At 36.2% G+C, this 16,677-nt stretch carries 16 protein-coding genes and 1 pseudogene; 9 read left to right on the top strand and 8 right to left on the bottom strand.

Annotation, left to right across the window (positions count from 1 at the left end):
* Nucleotides 1-74: 74 nt before the first annotated feature.
* From F6K40_RS16190 to F6K40_RS16180, 3 genes are all read right to left on the bottom strand, one after another.
* A complete protein-coding gene (locus F6K40_RS16190; protein WP_375340573.1) occupies nucleotides 75-200 on the bottom strand; it encodes a type II toxin-antitoxin system PemK/MazF family toxin in 126 nt (41 codons plus the stop codon).
* A gap of 14 nt (nucleotides 201-214) precedes the next feature.
* Entirely contained in the window at nucleotides 215-454 is a 240-nt protein-coding gene (locus tag F6K40_RS16185; protein WP_293137548.1) for a hypothetical protein, read from the bottom strand.
* A 372-nt stretch (nucleotides 455-826) separates the two neighbouring features.
* Nucleotides 827-2,182, bottom strand: a complete 1,356-nt coding sequence (locus F6K40_RS16180; RefSeq protein ID WP_293137546.1) for an FAD-binding oxidoreductase — start codon at nucleotides 2,180-2,182, stop codon at nucleotides 827-829.
* A gap of 175 nt (nucleotides 2,183-2,357) precedes the next feature.
* Here F6K40_RS16180 and F6K40_RS16175 point away from each other — a divergent pair, with 175 nt between their 5' ends.
* From F6K40_RS16175 to F6K40_RS16160, 4 genes are all read left to right on the top strand, one after another.
* Nucleotides 2,358-2,699 carry a type II toxin-antitoxin system HigB family toxin gene (locus tag F6K40_RS16175; protein WP_293137544.1) on the top strand — a complete coding sequence of 114 codons (342 nt, stop codon included), beginning with the start codon at nucleotides 2,358-2,360 and terminating at the stop codon, nucleotides 2,697-2,699.
* A gap of 187 nt (nucleotides 2,700-2,886) precedes the next feature.
* Entirely contained in the window at nucleotides 2,887-3,156 is a 270-nt protein-coding gene (locus F6K40_RS16170; RefSeq protein ID WP_293137542.1) for a transcriptional regulator, read from the top strand.
* A 117-nt stretch (nucleotides 3,157-3,273) separates the two neighbouring features.
* The gene (locus tag F6K40_RS16165; RefSeq protein WP_293137540.1) at nucleotides 3,274-3,453 is read left to right on the top strand and encodes a hypothetical protein; all 180 of its coding nucleotides are present in this window, start codon (nucleotides 3,274-3,276) and stop codon (nucleotides 3,451-3,453) included.
* Between the two features lie 72 nt (nucleotides 3,454-3,525).
* The gene (locus F6K40_RS16160; RefSeq protein WP_293137538.1) at nucleotides 3,526-5,634 is read left to right on the top strand and encodes an FAD-dependent oxidoreductase; all 2,109 of its coding nucleotides are present in this window, start codon (nucleotides 3,526-3,528) and stop codon (nucleotides 5,632-5,634) included.
* A 393-nt stretch (nucleotides 5,635-6,027) separates the two neighbouring features.
* Here the strand turns inward: F6K40_RS16160 and F6K40_RS16155 are convergent, their stop codons facing one another.
* The 3 genes from F6K40_RS16155 to F6K40_RS16145 all read right to left on the bottom strand — a co-directional run bounded on the left by F6K40_RS16155 (nucleotide 6,028) and on the right by F6K40_RS16145 (nucleotide 7,828).
* Nucleotides 6,028-6,819 (bottom strand): DUF4058 family protein, encoded by a 792-nt coding sequence (locus F6K40_RS16155; RefSeq protein ID WP_293137536.1) that lies wholly within the window; start codon nucleotides 6,817-6,819, stop codon nucleotides 6,028-6,030.
* Nucleotides 6,820-6,937: 118 nt separating this feature from the next.
* A complete protein-coding gene (locus F6K40_RS16150) occupies nucleotides 6,938-7,381 on the bottom strand; it encodes a hypothetical protein (RefSeq protein WP_293137534.1) in 444 nt (147 codons plus the stop codon).
* A gap of 273 nt (nucleotides 7,382-7,654) precedes the next feature.
* Nucleotides 7,655-7,828, bottom strand: coding sequence for a hypothetical protein (locus F6K40_RS16145; protein WP_293137532.1), 174 nt, complete (start codon nucleotides 7,826-7,828; stop codon nucleotides 7,655-7,657).
* Between the two features lie 364 nt (nucleotides 7,829-8,192).
* Here F6K40_RS16145 and F6K40_RS16140 point away from each other — a divergent pair, with 364 nt between their 5' ends.
* The 3 genes from F6K40_RS16140 to F6K40_RS16130 all read left to right on the top strand — a co-directional run bounded on the left by F6K40_RS16140 (nucleotide 8,193) and on the right by F6K40_RS16130 (nucleotide 12,173).
* Nucleotides 8,193-9,611 carry an ATP-binding protein gene (locus tag F6K40_RS16140; protein WP_293137530.1) on the top strand — a complete coding sequence of 473 codons (1,419 nt, stop codon included), beginning with the start codon at nucleotides 8,193-8,195 and terminating at the stop codon, nucleotides 9,609-9,611.
* Nucleotides 9,604-11,079, top strand: a complete 1,476-nt coding sequence (locus F6K40_RS16135) for a tetratricopeptide repeat protein (RefSeq protein ID WP_293137528.1) — start codon at nucleotides 9,604-9,606, stop codon at nucleotides 11,077-11,079. The genes F6K40_RS16140 and F6K40_RS16135 overlap by 8 nt, the downstream gene beginning before the upstream one ends.
* Before the next feature lie 356 nt (nucleotides 11,080-11,435).
* Nucleotides 11,436-12,173, top strand: coding sequence for a Uma2 family endonuclease (locus tag F6K40_RS16130; protein WP_293137526.1), 738 nt, complete (start codon nucleotides 11,436-11,438; stop codon nucleotides 12,171-12,173).
* A 435-nt stretch (nucleotides 12,174-12,608) separates the two neighbouring features.
* Here the strand turns inward: F6K40_RS16130 and F6K40_RS16125 are convergent, their stop codons facing one another.
* A complete protein-coding gene (locus tag F6K40_RS16125) occupies nucleotides 12,609-13,934 on the bottom strand; it encodes a class I SAM-dependent methyltransferase (protein WP_293137524.1) in 1,326 nt (441 codons plus the stop codon).
* 120 nt (nucleotides 13,935-14,054) lie between these two features.
* Here F6K40_RS16125 and F6K40_RS16120 point away from each other — a divergent pair, with 120 nt between their 5' ends.
* Nucleotides 14,055-14,252 carry a hypothetical protein gene (locus F6K40_RS16120; protein ID WP_293137522.1) on the top strand — a complete coding sequence of 66 codons (198 nt, stop codon included), beginning with the start codon at nucleotides 14,055-14,057 and terminating at the stop codon, nucleotides 14,250-14,252.
* 232 nt (nucleotides 14,253-14,484) lie between these two features.
* Here the strand turns inward: F6K40_RS16120 and F6K40_RS16115 are convergent.
* Nucleotides 14,485-14,613 (bottom strand): annotated as a pseudogene (locus tag F6K40_RS16115) (PD-(D/E)XK nuclease family transposase); the annotation flags it as partial.
* 107 nt (nucleotides 14,614-14,720) lie between these two features.
* Between F6K40_RS16115 and F6K40_RS16110 the strand changes: the two are divergent.
* The gene (locus tag F6K40_RS16110) at nucleotides 14,721-15,827 is read left to right on the top strand and encodes an AI-2E family transporter (protein ID WP_293137520.1); all 1,107 of its coding nucleotides are present in this window, start codon (nucleotides 14,721-14,723) and stop codon (nucleotides 15,825-15,827) included.
* Nucleotides 15,828-16,677: the final 850 nt, after the last annotated feature.

Here is a 16,677-nt window from a genome sequence, read left to right as displayed (position 1 = left end):
TTTTTCCGCTTCCCACTGAGCATTAAGAGCGCGTTGCCCTTCGTTCAAATTTGCTAAATCTTTTTCTAGTCTCTCTAACCTTTCTCTTCTTGAATAACAGGTACACGCTCATTATAAGTATTATTCGTAACAATAATACAAGGTCTAATCTTTCCTGTTTCTGAACCTAGAGTCGGGTCAAGATTAACATCAATAATCATACCTCGTTTTAGTTTCATCTTTCTCGAAAATCTGCACAAGCAGTCTCGGTTAATTCTTGTAATTCAGCATCTTCTTGATATATTTCTGCATATAATTGTGCTGATTCTTCTAAATCTTGAGCTTCTAATTCTGACTGTAAATTCTGCAAAGCAACCTTAATCATTTCTGCTTCATCTTTAAAGCCATAATTTTTATGATGGAGAAGAAAATTGAGTTGAGCTGCTTCAATATTTAACGTTAGTTTTTGGTTCATCTTTCTAACTAAAGGAAATACGGAATAATGAATAATTAATAATTGATAATGAATAATGAAAGCTATCTGTAATTATCAATTATTACAGCATATTTCGGTAAGCATTCAGCCGTCAGCTATCAGCTATGGGTTATTAAGAGATTATCACAAGTTCAGAAGGAATTAGTTGCATAAGAGAATTAAAACTTATGAATAAAAAGGTCAGCTTTAGCTAAACTTAGATAAGTCCTGTACGTTTAAAAGCTGAGTGCTAAACGCTAATAGCTGAATGCTTACATATTTCGGGCAAATCTGGTTAAAACCATCGTATTGAACCAAGTGCGGAAATCTTGTTTCTTTAATAATTAATTATTAATTATTAATTATTAATTATTAATTATCCAACCAGGCTTTCATTTTTCCTGGATTTAATAAACCATAAGGATCTACTTTTTGCTTAAATTCTAACTGTTCAAAATCTGTAGTTTTCATTCCCCCATCTTCCAAAATATAGGTATGAGGATTAAAAATAATTACCCCATTTTTTTCGTGATACTCAATAATTTCATTCAGCCTTTTCTCTGAACTATAACGGACAATTTGTAATCCTGTTGCTGTTGCTTGGCCATTGACTCGCATAAATTCTAAGTGCATGATTACTTCATCGCCAAAATGCCGATACATTTTTTCTACAAGTTCAAGATTTTTATCACTTGGAAAACCACTTTGTAAATAAGTCAAATTTGTATCTACATTCCGAGCGTGTAACGTCGTATGGTTCCAAGTAAATTCATATATTGGCGTACCTTTAGTTGCTTCTTGAGCAGTTTTTTCATAACAAATTTTACCCTTAAATTCTTTGACTAAATCTTGAAAAGATTCCAAATTATATTCAGAAACCATCAAAAAAGCACAATGTTTTCCTTCAGGAATTGAATTTTTTACTCCAGCAAAAAAACTAGGTATCGGCCAAGCAAAAACAGTAATTAATTTTTTGACAATTCCATCACTATCTCCCAAAGCTTGACCGAATTTTGCACAAGTCATAAAATCATCAAAAATTACTATTAATTCTGCCCAAGGATAAGCAGGAGCTAAAGGCATTTCTAATTGAGTAATAATGCCATTTGTTCCATAAGCATGATTAACTTTTTGTACCTCATCGCCACGCAATTCTATAACTCTTGGTTCGTCCTCCATAGTCACAACTCGCACAGCAGAAACATTGCCGCGATCTCTCAATCCACCATAATTAATTGAACCAATTCCACCACTACCACCGCCAATAAAACCACCAATTGTAGCAGTGCGATAAGTTGAAGGAAACATCCTGATTTCCCAACCAATTTCTCTAGCTTTTTTATCTAAAGCTAATAATTTAACACCTGGTTCGACACAAGATAAACCAGGTTTAATCCAATTAATATTATTCATTTTTGTAGTGTCGAGAACTACCCCACCCTCCAAAGGAATACATTGCCCATAATTACCAGTTCCAGCACCTCTAATTGTTAAAGGTGCTTGATATTTAACGCAAGTTTTAGCTATTTGTAAAACTTCTGCTTCATTAGTGGGGCGTACAACTAAATTAGCCTTTTTATCTTTCAGTTTAGATTCTAAAACAGGACTGAAATGATAATAATCTAAGGATAATTTGATAACTTGATTTTGCCCCGTAATAATTTCGATATTTGTTAACTCTGATGCTAGGGCATCCCAATTTATTTGTTTTGTTTTAGTTGTTGTCATTGGTATTTTTAAAGAAATGGAAATAAGATATACATAACAATTCTAAATCATTCCTGAGAATTTGACTATTTTATTTTTCAACTTAGTATAAAACTTACCAATAACTATATATTATTGACAAAATTGATGAGTTGTGATGTAATTAAATAACATTAATAAGTAGCGATCGCTCTTTATGCGTATTATCAGTCGGAGGACGCTAAGAGTATACTGGGAAAGACATTATAATGCTAAACCTGGGCTTTTGCTATGGTATAATCGGGTATTAGATGCAGAGTTTCAAAACTTTAATGATTTACGGCAAACCTTTCCTTCAGAAGATTTAGTTGGCAATTTTACTGTCTTCAAAATTGTAGGAAATAATTATCGACTTATTACTTACATTAGACATCTCCGAAAATTAAAAATAAAATCAATTCTCTCATTTGAAATTATCTATTCTTTCTTCCAGTTAAGAGTTAAGTGTTCCCTGTTCCCTCTTTTCCAGAGATGTCTATTGATTACGAATACAAAATAATTTTTATCAGTGCTGTACTAATATCAAATCCGCTGGCGAAAGGAGCGATATAATTCTACCATCAGAAAAGAGTGGAAACTCCTAGTTGGTGGAGCGTTTGGAGACCAAACCCCTACAGTCTTGAATTCTAGCGATACTAGCGGATTTGATATAACACACTCCGAATACGATAAGGAAAATTGGAAAAATGACGACTGGTTTAAAAACTCCTAACAATTATTATATAGAATTAATTACTAAACTTCCCCCTCGCCCCATAACTAATGAAAGTGAATTAATAGCTACTCAAAATCGGATTAATTCGATTTTAGACAAAGGTTTCCTGACAAAAGAAGATCGCGACTATCTAAAAGTATTAGGAATATTAGTCTATGAATATGAAGAAAAACACGAACTAATTCCTACTATTCGTGTTGTCCAACTCCTGAAAGCTTTACAGCGCTTTTCAGTTGAGTAGACCACTAAATTCATTGTTAGGAGTCAGGAGTCAGGAGTCAGGAGTCAGGAGTTAGGAGTTAGGAGTCAGGAGTCAAGAGTTAGGAGTGAAGAGTAAGTATCATTGTGGTTTATTCATATGAAAACCGCTTTATTAGAAGAATCTCAACTTTCTCCTCAAGATTTAGTTCCTATTTTGGGCAATGAATTTATGGTTTTAGAAGTATTGAATGGCAAAAGTCAACTCTCAGAAAATCAAATTCAAAAACTAGCTAATTTTTTCCATATTTCTCCATCTTTATTGACAGATATTGTATGAGCAATCTTTGAGTCTTTAATTAGTTCTGATAAAATATTATCTAATCCTTGAAAATCCTAAAATCAAATTCTAATGAGCAACGGCATTCTAGACGATCGCTATTTCACCAGACCAACCGACGGTCAAATTCTCTCATTCCCCATATTAATAGTGGGGGGTTCCACTGCAGCATATTCGGCAACCTTGGGCGCACTCAAAGCAGGGGCAAATGTTTGTCTCGTCCAACCCAAACAAATATTAGGCGGACAATTTACTACCCAAGCATTACCCGCTTCCGATGATCCTCAACTAGACAAAAAATTTAATCCAGGGGAAATATATGAAGATAAAGTAGACAGAGACAAATATGCTTTCTCCAAGACTCAATGGCAATTCCGCGAACGTAGTCGGGAACTCCAACCAGTTAATGGTCAAAAAATTGATAACCCTGGTGGGGGTTGGGTAAGTAATTTTGCCACCACAACTCTAGTTATGGCGCAAGCGCTGAATGAAGCAATCCAAGATTTTCTCAATAATGGCAAATTAACCCTCATTCCGTTTGCCGAACCTGTAGAAATTTTGTTTAGTCAGTCTGCTGATGAACGACGACAAGTAACGGGTGTTGTTTTTCAGGATGTGGAAAACGATCGACGGTTCACAGTTAACGCTCAAATAACCATTGAAGCGACAGACTTGGGTGACTTATTAGAATTGGGAAATATTGAGTCGCGAGTCGGACAAGAATCACAAAATGATACCGGTGAACCACTGCTCCCCGAACAACCTTTTCCCGAATGTCAACAGTCAATCACTTTTTGCGCTGCCGTGGAAAAAACCGCTCAAGGTGGAGGTGTTCCCATCGGTCAACCAGAAGGTTATGGCGTTCAACCTTGGTTACAGACAGATAAATTTACCAGCAGTTTTCAAGGACGGGCGTTTTTTGAACGGTTTGCCATTTTTACATATCGGCGAATCAGACGTCTTAAAGAGGGTTACATTCCAACAACCAGTAATGGTGATGTGACTATCCTGAATTATGAGTCTAATGATTATAAACTAGGTTTGCTTGTAGGGGTAAGTCGGAGCGATATTGCTCCGCAACGTTGGCACGAACGCCAAAAACATATTCAGGAAGCACGGCAATATACTCAAGCGTACATTCATTATTTACAGTCGCAAACACTGAAAACCAACAACTGGCCATTAATAGGTGAAGTAGGGGAGTTAAAACCACGGGGCGATCTCACTTGGACGAATGATGGTATTGCTCTCGAACCCTATATCCGGGAAGCAAGACGAGGGATAGCATTAACAACTATTGTTTACGGAGATACTGCCCAACAATATTATGGCGAGCAAGCGCGGGGGCGAACTTTTGACGACAGCGTTGGTATCGGTCATTATGCGTTGTTTGATATTCATCCCACTGATAACCCCAACCATCTGATTTTTAATAGTAAAGAGGAGATGCAATGTTTGCCTTTTACTATTCCGTTAAAAGCAATGATACCTATCAATACAGATAACCTAATTTTATCAGCGAAAAGTATTGGTACAACCCATTTGAGTAATTCTGTATACCGGATGCACGCGGTTGAGTGGGCGATCGGGGAAGCAGGGGGGCATTTAGCTGCTTTTGCTCTGAATGAGGGAGTCGATGTGCGGACTATTGCCACAAATAAACGACTCATTTATAAATTTCAAGGTTTGTTAACTCGCAATCAAATACCTCTATTTTGGTATAACGATATTGCCCATGACGATCCTGATTTTGAGGCGATCCAAATTCTCGCGACGGCAGGTTTTGTCAGGACAGAAAATTACAATCATTTATATTTTCTACCAGAGGGAACAGTAAACCGAGCAGTTGTTTCGGTGGCAGTAGTAAATGTGATGGGTTTTGAATGGTTGAACCCTGAATTTCCCAGTTTTCTTGATGTACCGAAAGAGCATTTTGCCTATCGTGCAGTGGAAACAATGGCAGCAAAAGGTATTGTTTCGGGGGTGGGGAATGGATATTTTGCACCAAATTTGCGATGTACGCGGGAGCAGTTAGCATTTATTATTGGTAAAAGTGGAGATTTTGATGTGTATCAATTATTTGGTAATTCTGGTACACCTCTGGATGCTCAACCTTTGAAACGACGAGAGTTGTCGAGGATATTATATTTGGTGTTGCGATCGCAATACGGCATTGATTAAATATTAGACTTCTTGCAGAAGTCAGGGAATAGGGAATAGGGAATAGGGAATAGGGGGGGATGAAATTGTTGATCCTATATCTTTAATTGATTTAATTAAAACTTTTGCAAGAGGTCTATTTTTTTTTGGTTTGGGAACCAAACCCCTACGGAAAGCCGGTTTGTATTGTATATTTCACAATACCTAAATTCTGGAGACAAACCTGGTTTCTTTCTCAGTGAGGACTTATGCAAAGAAACCGGGTTTTTAGGATAAATCATTGTTTTTAACAATAAACATTGAGGAAAAAACCCGGTTTCTGGGTTCGCCTACGTAAGTCCTGAGAATATAAGATAAAAAAATTTAATTGTTTGAGAATTCGATAAAAGACTCTAAAGAAAGCGATCGCTACCTTTAAATAGTTTGTTGTTGCAACCAATTATTTGCCCAAGTTGCATCATTTTCTGATAATTCTGGTACTGGTTTTTGAGTGTAATCTATTTTTAAATCGTAACTGCCAACATCATAAATAGTAGTTAATAAACCTTGTAAATCTATAATTGGTTCTGTATCTTCTGGGCGTAATGGTAAAGGAAATTCTGGGATTTGATTTTGGAGATTAAAGGCATATAAATCAGCTCTTGGCCGTTGTTTTCCGCGACTAACTAAAATCTGATAATGACTGTTATTTTTATGATTTAAAATAGGTATTCTTTGACCGCGACGCAGTAAATCTATTTCGATAAAATTAGTCAAAGTATCTAAAATTTTTTCTCGTTTTTTTAGATACATTTTCCTACCTTTTCCACCTCTTTTATTAGCAGGAAATAATATTTCTCTGGTAGTTACAACTTCCTTAGTTGCTACTTCTTGAATTTCTAAATATCCTTGGCGAATAGTTATTGGTATTGGCAGAATTACTGTTATAGGTTTTGTGGAAGTTGCTGTTGCTGCAACCTGAGATTCTGTAGAATTTGATGTGTTAGTTTGCTCTTTTTTTGACAGCACTGAAACATCAGGAATATCTACAAATAAAGATTCTATATCTTTTTCTTCATACATTCTGACTTCTAGAGAAACAAAATATTTAGGATATAGTTGGGGAGATAATAAGTCAGCCATCTTCACAGTTAAGTATAGATGTAATCCCGGCCATAAATCGGGATGTTCTAAATATGGGTCCATACCAGGAAATGGGGATGGCATTAATTTTTCTCCTTTGGTTTTTGATGTGTTTTTTTAATAAAAAAAAGCAAAATTTGTAATGTATTAATCTCAATAAATATTCTGCGGTATAAAGTGCGATAATCTATTAGCTTCTTGGCTAATCCTCACTACTACCTTGAGTTTTTCTTCGATCTGACCCAGGTCGTATAAAATCTGTTAATAATTTTTCTTGAATCTCTGATGCTTTTGAAGGAGAAATATATCCATAAACTTCGCACTCTTTTAGCACTCGTAACTTTTCTACTAATGTCTTCTGTTTGCGAGAATTTGGAGGATTCATAATTTCTGAATTATCGTTGTTGCTATTCAGGTTTAACTTCAGAAATAAAACAACCAAATCTAATACCAAAAAAATCCCTATTAACCAGATAATTGTTGATGTGAAACTTGGTTTTTCTCCAAATCTTGCATTGTATAGAACAAAAAATAGATACCAAATACCAGTTATGAAGAATATCCGAACAATACTACTTTGAATCATTACTTGAATTGTTTCATTTCTATCTGTCATTAGATGTTTGAAATTATTTGGAAAAGCCATTGTTTTTTATCTTTAATCCCACTATGTACTTTGGCTGTTTAATTTTAGATTATTATAGCAGTTTCCAAGTATATGAAGTACAACTATTAAAGAAGGTTTTCCTGATGGGGCATGGTTTAAATAAAATCTAACCTCCTAAACCCCTTCCTATCCCCCCTTGCCCCCCTTTGAAAGGGGGGGATAAGAAGGGGGACTATTTCTCCCCTCTTCTCGCAGGAGAGGGGTTGAGGGAGAGGTATTCACGAAATTATGGCCTTGCTATAGGATTTGAGATTATTTCTTCTTTCGATTTTTGAGCATAACTGGACGTAATACCCACAGCAGAACGGCAACTGCTAGGATAATAGCTGTTGGGTTATCTCCATTTTTTAATAATGGAGTTGGATCTATGGGTAAAATATTTGTGCTAGGTTGACTGGTGCAAACTATATTTTGTTTGGAAAACATTTTTTTCTCCTTTTATCTTGATATTTCTATCTTGTTATAAAATTTTCTAAATCAAAGGTGACATATAGCTCACTATTTATAGAGGGTTATAGCTCACTATTTATAGTTGGAAAAAACTGAGCTATCACTAAACCAAAAACAATTTATTTTGGAATTATTGTAGAAATATATTATGAGAATTATGTAGCAGTTTTCTAATCTATCCAGGACTTACGCAAATTCTTAGACAATACCCCATCCCTAGAAGACGAATGCCATTCCCTAGAGGGAGAATGCCATTCGCCCCTACAGATGGCGGATCTGCGTAAGTCCTGCTATCTTGAGCTATAACTGAGCTGAAAACAATTTATTTGGGAGATATAATATGGCGGTTACTCTCAGAGCTTCTAAAGAGGGGTTGCAAAAGGTTGATGTAGCTAGAAAAAAGAAGGGTTGGACAAAAACGGAGGATGCTTGGTGCGGACTAGCGCTAACTTCACAAGCAACTTTAAAACGTTTTTGGCGCAGTCTTCCGATTGAGCGAGATGCTTTTATTAATATTTGTAAGGAAGTAGGAATTAATTGGGAAGAAGTTGTGGACGATGCTCCTCCCTCTCCTCAAAATTCTACTGTAGAATTTTTTGCTTATGATAATGTTTGGGTTGGTAGAGAAAACCTCATAACTGAATTAACTAGAAAAGTTAAAGAGTCTTGTCGCTTACTTATTCTTGTTGGTATTAGTGGTATTGGTAAAACTGCTTTGGCAGAAAAATTGGCAGTGGAGCTACACCCAGAATTTTTGCAGGGAGACTGGAGCAAGTTTCGCCAGGAAAATTGTGATAACCAGCAAGAAACTAGAGATTTTCGTAGTGTTGCTCTCCGGTGGTTGAAAAAGTGGGGAGAGTCTCTCACTCAAGATGATTATCAAGATGTGGAAAGGTTACTCTATAAATTAGTTAATCGTTTGCGACAACATCGGTATCTGATAATTATTGATTCTCTCGAAAATATTTTGGTGGGAAATGAGGACGAGGGATGGAGTGATTTTCAGGATGAGTTGTGGGTGAGATTTTTTGAGCAATTTTTGGCTGCTCCAGAATGTCAAAGTCGCATCATCTTGACTTCCCAAGATTTCCCTGGGCAAATTCCCGAACGTTATCAGAATTTCTGGGAGTCTAAACCTTTGACTGGTTTGAGCAAGTCGGAGCAGTTGCAGTTATTCGAGAAAACTGGGTTGGAGGTTGAGGAAAATTCTCCTAACCTACCCTATTTACAACGTATTGGTAATGCTTACGAGGGTCATCCTTTGGCGTTGCGGGTGATTGCGGGAGAAATTGGCAGCAAACCTTTTAATGGTAATGTGGTAGCTTATTGGAAAAGGTATGGTAATGAATTTGAGGAGGTGGAAAAGGCAATTGAGGAAGGGAAGACTCAGGGAACAAATGCTGGTAAGGACGATAAATTTCGGCTAGACAGATATACTCGTCTGTTGCGGAAAAAGGTCAAGTCGCGACTAAATAAGACTTTTTTCCGGTTGCGGAAAGATGCGCTTAATGCTTATCGGTTGATTTGTGCTACTGGAATATATAGATGCGAGGTGCCAGAGAGTTTTTGGTTGACTCATTTGGAAGAATGGAGTTGTAGTAAGGATGAGCAAGAGGTGGCGTTGCTGACTTTGCGCGATCGTTTTTTGGTTGAGGAAGTAGGAGTTAATGAAAATGGTGAGTTTCTGCTGAGACAACATAATTTAATTCGTAGTGTGTCATTGGAAAATTCAAAGAGGTTGGATGAGGAAAATGGTTGATTTATCTAAGTCGGGGTCGAAAGTTGAAAGCGATCGGGTAGGGAGAGTTAGTTTACCTCCTGCTGATTATGTCTTGGAATTATTGGAGCTTGATGCAGATGCTCTGAAATTAATTGAGCCACTTTCTAAGCGTCAGCAATATCGGGCAGTTATTAATTGGGTGACTAACTACAAATGTCCACCAGAAGTCAATGAGAAAAGAGAGGTGGTGAAAGGCTATCTAGAAGCATTTTATCATCTTTGTCAAGTCGGAGACTGGAAACGAGCAAAGCGAATTCTTCTGATTAAAGTACCGCCAGTTGATAAAGATTTAAAAATTCAACTATGGAGGTGGGGTTACTATGAGGAATGTATTCAACTCTACAGTAGACTATTACGTAAATTAGATAAATATTGGGATAGTATTTGTTTAAATGGTTTGGGTATTGCTTACCGTTCTCTAGGAGAATGTGACAAGTCTATTAAGTACCACCATGATAGTTTAAAAATAGCAAGGGAAATAGGCAACCGTTTTGGGCAGGGTGATGCTTTGGGAAATTTGGGCATTGTTTACCATTCCCTAGCAAGATATCATCAAGCCATTAAGTATCATCAGGATAGTTTAAAAATAGCAAGGGAAATAGGCAACCGTTCTATGGAGGGTAATGCTTTGGGAAATTTGGGTATTGTTTACCGTTCCCTAGCAGAATATCAAAAAGCCATTGAGTATCTTCAGGATAGTTTAAAAATAGCAAGGGAAATAAGCAACCGTTGTGGGGAGGGTAATGTTTTGGCAAATTTGGGTTTGGCTTACGATTCCCTAGCAGAATATCAAAAAGCTATTGAGCATCACAAGCAGCATTTAAAAATAGGAAGGGAAATAGGCAACCGTTCTATGGAGGGTAATGCTTTGGGAAATTTGGGTATTGTTTACCATTCCCTAGCAAGATATCATCAAGCTATTGAGCATCATAACCAGCATTTAAAAATAGGGAGGGAAATAGGCAACCGTTCTATGGAGGGTAATGCTTTGGGAAATTTGGGTATTGTTTACCGTTCCCTAGGAGAATATCAAAAAGCCATTGAGTATCTTCAGAATAGTTTAAAAATAGCAAGGGAAATAGGCAACCATTCTGGGGAAGGTACTGTTTTGGAGAATTTGGGTATTGTTTACCGTTCACGAGGAGAATATCAAAAAGCCATCAAGCATCTTCAGCAGAGTTTAAAAATAGCAAGGGAAATCAGCAACCGTTCTGGGGAGGGTACTGCTTTAGAGAATTTAGGTATTGTTTATCGTTCCCTAGCAGAATATCAAAAAGCCATTGAGTATCTTCAGCAGAGTTTACAAATAGCAAGGGAAATAGGCAACCATTCTGGGGAGGATACTGCTTCAGAGAATTTGGATGTTGTTTACCGTTCCATAGGCAGTTCTGGGGAGGGTAATGCTCTAGTAAACTGGGGAAAAACTCTTTTTCTTGAAGTATTTTAACTAGAGAATTAGGAGTGCCAGAATTGAAAGAATGTCAGGAGTTGCGGGAGAAGTTGGGGGCAAGACACTGATTTTGCCACGGATACACGGATGGTGAATTAGAGCGTATTGAGTAGATTAGCGATAGAACTCCGTGAGCTGACGAGAACGCGACTCATTTCCTCATTAGCGATCAACAAACTTCTCCTCCTAATACCTTCTTCCTTTAGATCCCCCCCGCCCCCCTTAAAAACGGGGGAGTATTCAAAGTCCCCCTTCTTAAGGGGGATAATGGGGGATCGTAAATGTACCTTGTTAAACACAGAAATGCTATTTTTGCTAAAATAAAACAGTTCAAATGTCACAACCAAATTATTATGGTAAACCACAACCAATTACTCAACCTACCATCAAGTGACGAATTACCAGACTCAGACGACAAACCCGTGGATAATGAAATACAAAACCTAATTCCTGTCCTGCTAAGAGCGGTTTTAAATCAGTTATGGGGCGATCGCTCTGATTGGTTTTTTGGCGTAAATATGGGAATTTTCCACACCACCGGCTCAAGTCCTAGAGTTCCTATAATTCCTGATGCTTTCCTCAGTTTGGGAGTTCCACGGTTCAAAAATAACAAGTCGCGAACCTCTTATGTTCTTTGGGAGGAAAATTATATTGCTCCCATATTCGTATTGGAGATTGTTTCTCAAACTTATGGCAACGAATACGATCAAAAAATGATTGATTACGCTCGATTGGGAGTTTTGTATTATGTCATCTATAACCCAGATTATACCAAGCGAGACAAACATGAGCATTTTGAGGTGTATCGTTTGTTAAATGGAGCATACCAACGTTTACAAGGAAATCCTGTGTGGATGCCAGAAATAGGTCTGGGGATAGGAACTGAAGTTAGCTATAACGAACGCTGGGAACGAGAGTGGTTGTATTGGTATGACTTGGAAGGCAATAAGTTTATGACTCTAGAAGAGCAAGCACTTCAGGAAAAACAACGAGCTGAACAACTTGAACAACAAGTTCAACAGGAGCGACAACGAGCTGAACAACTTGAACAAATGTTGCGTTCCCTTGGTGTCGATCCAGAGAAGTTGTAGCTATGACTCAAGTTAAAAGTTAAACAGACAAAAACTTGATTACAACTTCTTAAGTAGAATCGCGATCGCTCTCTCTTGAGGCGATCGCTATTTTCACAGAATTAGGAGTGCCAAAATTGAAAGAATGTCAGGAGTTGCTTCAGACAATTCAAAATTCAAAAGTTAAAAGTTAAAAGTCAAAAGTAAGAATGTCTTCAAACGGAATTCAAAAGCTGAGGTTTTGAACCTCTGAGTTAAAGTTGGAAACCTGTCATTTGGCCTTTAAAACCTCTCGGTTGAGGTTTCAAACCTCATCATCGGGGTTTGGAGACCAAACCCCTACCAAAATTGGGGTTTTTGCCAATATTGATGGTAAAATCTTATTCTGCAAAAAGGAGATAGATTTATACTTACTTTCTCAAATCACCCTTCAATAGATTGGGAGCTAGAGCAATACTACAAACAAGACTCCAAAAGCACATATAGAAATGGGTCTAAAGTATCTAATAATTCCTTAACTTCTTCCCTACCCCTCTGCAGACTTACAGTTTCTAAAGTAATAGGGTCTAATGGCCTAATCTTCACGAACCGTTCTACCAGAGATTCAACAGTACAAACCCCATCCCACAGAGGAATGAGACAAGCAGCAATACCACTATCTATAAAAATAGGTGATAAAGTGGGCAATTTCACATAACTACTAATCTCAAAAGGTTTATGCTTATTGACACAGTTAATCAAATCCTCCCTAGTTTGAGAATTTCGCAACTGAGGATGGAGTTGTACCTTGGCCTTTTGCCAGTCAGAGTCAGTCCATTCAGAAACTGGGACAAAAGACTGACCTTGTTGGGGATGGCCGCACCAAAAGTCCAACAGACGGTGCATAGGTTGTAAAAGTTCAAATAAATGCAGTCGTTCCTCCACAGAAATTTCAGGTAAACTCATGCCTAAAAAAGCTGGCAACTCATCCTCACTTTTATACAAATCGATTATTTCCCACTGTCGCCATTTCACCATATTAATAAATTCCAAACCAGAACTTTTTAGAGCTGCAAAAACTTCGGGGATGGTATAACCTTTATCTCCAAGTAATAAATAATTACTCATTATCCATTGTTCATCCTTTGCCGTTTCTGGATTCCAAACTTGCCTTTTAAGTATGACTGAATCTTTCAAAGCACCCAAAGTTTCTCGTGCAATTTCCATCTCCATTTCTCCAGGATTTTCATTCATTAATCCCATCATTTGGAACATTTCCTGTGCCCGAAAATAATTATGACGTTGGAGGGAACTATGGAGATTAGTTCTGATGATTCCATCTGGTTTTAAAACAGATTTCATCGCCTGCAAACCTACAACTATATCTGGCAATAAATACAGCACTTCATCATTATTTATATAGTCAAACTCCAAACCTAAACTTGGCAATTCTTCTATGGGCAATACATGAAATTCTGCATTATCAAAACCATGATATGGGAGACGTTGACGAGCTAATTCTACAGATTTTTCTGAAATATCAATCCCAACTATTTTCGCTCCCGGATTTGCTTCTGCTAATACTAATGCTTTATAACCACTGCCACATCCTGCATCTAAAATTACCTGATTTTCAGTTTCTATAACTTTTTGATTTCTCAGATAATATGGTGTGACAAGATTATGAATAAAAAGTAATTCGTAGTCATCTTTGGGAGATTTTTCTACAGGGGCTCTGGGATAGGTTACTACATCGAATTGTTGACGAATTTTTGCTTGTAATTCTGATTCGGGATGATTCATAATAGGATGAAGATAAGTCAGGACTCAGAATAGTTTTGAGAAATTTATTTTCTATAGCTATTCTGGGTTAAGTTTAGTAATTATATTTTTTACAGAATATATATCTTAACATCACAGGTTATGAACAATAAAATAATTTTCATTATCAAAGTATTAATTCTTTCTGCGGGACTTTCCTTCTTCATCAAATATGGTGGCCCTTATTTGTCTATTCCCTCGACGGCCATTAATGCTCTGATTGCTGTACTTATACCTCCCATAGTTGTAGGGATATTATTAGGGTGGCGACTTTTGCAGGAAGTTGAGAATGTGGAGTAAGCGATCGCTCAAATCAAAACAAAAATTAAATAGACTTCTTGGAAAAATTTTAATTAAATCAATTAAAGATATGTAATCAATAATTTCATCCCTGTATTCCTTATTCCCTATTCCCTGACTTCTGCCAGAAGTCTAATATGTTCTTAATTCAAGGTAAAATAAATACTATTTATTCAGGATTAACTAACCAAATATACCCAATAAAAATAGGTTTTTACAGTATTAAATAAACGACATCTTGAATCACATCTCGGCGTTCATAAATAATTGCATTTAGGAAACTGATTAGAATATCTTTACTCTCAGTCAAGCCAAATATTTTCTTAAAAGTAAAATCTGTCTTAGAGCTAATAAATTTCATGGCAAATAATAAAAATATTTTTTAACAAGAGACAAGCAACCTAGAACAGAAGTAAGGTAAAATAGAACCCATATATTTTCAACTTATACTTTAACTTTTTAATTCCTGTGAACCTAGGTAATTGGATTGGTCTATTTACCATCCTCGCTTCTATATACATATTGTGGCAAATTCGTCAATTACTATTGTTAGTATTTACTGCCGTCGTAATTGCTACTACTCTTAATAAACTAGCCAGATGGCTGCAACGTTTCCGAATAAAGCGACCTTTTGCTGTATTAATTTCAGTCAGTTTATTTATTCTACTAATTGTTACCTTTTTCTGGGTAATTGTTCCGCCTTTAGCAGAGCAATTTCAACAATTAATAACAATTGTTCCCCAGGGAATTAATAGATTAAATGATTGGCTGAATATACTTAAAGATCAATTACCAAATCGACTCAGAGAACAATTACCAAGTATTGATATTAATGAAATTATTCCCCAACTACAACCAATCTTTAATCAATTAATTAATAATGCTGGAGCATTTGTTGGTAATACTTTCGGAATATTTCTAAGCTTACTACTAATTCTGGTTTTCACCATAATGATGTTGGCAGATCCAATCTCTTATCGTCAGGGGTTTATCAAGTTATTTCCCTCTTTTTATCGACAACGAGTTAACTTAATTTTAGATAGTTGTGAAATAGCTTTAGGAGGATGGGTAATTAGTTCTTTATTTAATATGAGTGTAATTACTTTACTCAGTTTTATCGGTTTATCTATATTGAAAATTCCTCTGGCTTTAGCTCAAGCTGTTTTAGCAGGGTTACTAACTTTAATGCCACATATTGGACCGACTATAAGTGTAATTCCTCCAATGGCGATCGCTCTTTTAGACTCACCTTTAAAATCTGCTTTAGTTTTACTTATTTACATTCTTATTCAACAAATTAAAAGTAATACTTTAAATTCTTACTTGCTCCAAAGAAAAGTTTCTTTGTTACCTGCAATTACATTAATTGCCCAAGTATTTTTTGCTAGCTTTTTTGGCTTTTCCGGGCTTTTACTAGCCTTACCTTTAACCATTATTTGTCAAGTATGGATCAAAGAGTTATTAATTAAAGATATTCTTGATAACTGGCAAGTTGATAATTTTACTCCTCAAAGAAATAATATTGATACTCTGTCTAAAACAGCTCAATTTGTAGAGGAAAAAATTGATTTATAAATTGACAAAGTAGCAGAAAAGCTAAGAGAAAATAAACTTGAATCTAGGATTTTGCCTTCAGAAAAAACCTCCGAATCAGAGGAACAGATATCTTAAAATTTGGGATAATTATCTAATATAGGAGGGAACAGGGAATAGGGAATAGGGAACAGGCATGAAAAAGATTTCCTAGTCTAAGATTCATCATCAATAGTTGTCAAGAGCCAATTCTTTCTTAACTGTTCTATTTATTGGTAAAAATACTCTAAGTAATTGTAGATTAAATATTATTTGATAGGCAGCGCTCGCTCCTGTTTCTTCAGTGAATTTTTAATCTCAAGAAATCAAATTTAACAGGAAAGATAATACAGCAAATTCCAGATTAATTTGCTAGAAGTGATGTAATAAATGTTTTCTTATTGTTCCCTATCCTCAATTGAAAAAGTAGCAGAAAACCTCAGATAAAATGCACTTTAATCTAGGATTTAGCCTGCAGAATAAACCTCTAAATCAGAGGAAAAAACATCTGAAAATTTGGGATCATTATCTAATATAGCAGAGAACAGGGAACAGGCATGAAAAAGATTTCCTAGTCTAAGATTCATCATCAATAGTTGTCAAGAGCCAATTCTTTCTTAACTGTTCTATTTATTGGTAAAAATACCCTAAGTAATTGTATATTAAATATTATTTGATAGGCAGCGCTCGCTCCTGTTTCTTCAGTGAATTTTTAATCTCAAGAAATCAAATTTAACAGGAAAGATAATACAGCAAATTCCAGATTAATTTGGTAGAAGTGATGTAGTAAATGTTTTTTATTGTTCCCTATCCTCAATTGAAAAAGTAGCAGAAAACCTCAGATAAAATGCAC

Source organism: Okeania sp. SIO3I5 (assembly GCF_010672085.1).
In the GTDB taxonomy this organism is placed as follows: domain Bacteria; phylum Cyanobacteriota; class Cyanobacteriia; order Cyanobacteriales; family Microcoleaceae; genus Trichodesmium.
Note: the sequence above shows the minus strand (reverse complement) of the source record. Positions and strands in the feature narration are given on the sequence as shown.

Bases quoted from the DNA above. Each gene is read 5' to 3' on its own strand.
- F6K40_RS16150 (WP_293137534.1), bottom strand. From the start codon at position 7,381: ATGGCTTTTCCAAATAATTTCAAACATCTAATGACAGATAGAAATGAA.
- F6K40_RS16140 (WP_293137530.1), top strand. From the start codon at position 8,193: ATGGCGGTTACTCTCAGAGCTTCTAAAGAGGGGTTGCAAAAGGTTGAT.
- F6K40_RS16160 (WP_293137538.1), top strand. From the start codon at position 3,526: ATGAGCAACGGCATTCTAGACGATCGCTATTTCACCAGACCAACCGAC.
- F6K40_RS16125 (WP_293137524.1), bottom strand. From the start codon at position 13,934: ATGAATCATCCCGAATCAGAATTACAAGCAAAAATTCGTCAACAATTC.
- F6K40_RS16190 (WP_375340573.1), bottom strand. From the start codon at position 200: ATGATTATTGATGTTAATCTTGACCCGACTCTAGGTTCAGAAACAGGA.
- F6K40_RS16165 (WP_293137540.1), top strand. From the start codon at position 3,274: ATGAAAACCGCTTTATTAGAAGAATCTCAACTTTCTCCTCAAGATTTA.
- F6K40_RS16120 (WP_293137522.1), top strand. From the start codon at position 14,055: ATGAACAATAAAATAATTTTCATTATCAAAGTATTAATTCTTTCTGCG.
- F6K40_RS16170 (WP_293137542.1), top strand. From the start codon at position 2,887: ATGACGACTGGTTTAAAAACTCCTAACAATTATTATATAGAATTAATT.
- F6K40_RS16155 (WP_293137536.1), bottom strand. From the start codon at position 6,819: ATGCCATCCCCATTTCCTGGTATGGACCCATATTTAGAACATCCCGAT.
- F6K40_RS16145 (WP_293137532.1), bottom strand. From the start codon at position 7,828: ATGTTTTCCAAACAAAATATAGTTTGCACCAGTCAACCTAGCACAAAT.
- F6K40_RS16130 (WP_293137526.1), top strand. From the start codon at position 11,436: ATGGTAAACCACAACCAATTACTCAACCTACCATCAAGTGACGAATTA.
- F6K40_RS16180 (WP_293137546.1), bottom strand. From the start codon at position 2,182: ATGACAACAACTAAAACAAAACAAATAAATTGGGATGCCCTAGCATCA.
- F6K40_RS16185 (WP_293137548.1), bottom strand. From the start codon at position 454: ATGAACCAAAAACTAACGTTAAATATTGAAGCAGCTCAACTCAATTTT.
- F6K40_RS16175 (WP_293137544.1), top strand. From the start codon at position 2,358: ATGCGTATTATCAGTCGGAGGACGCTAAGAGTATACTGGGAAAGACAT.
- F6K40_RS16135 (WP_293137528.1), top strand. From the start codon at position 9,604: ATGGTTGATTTATCTAAGTCGGGGTCGAAAGTTGAAAGCGATCGGGTA.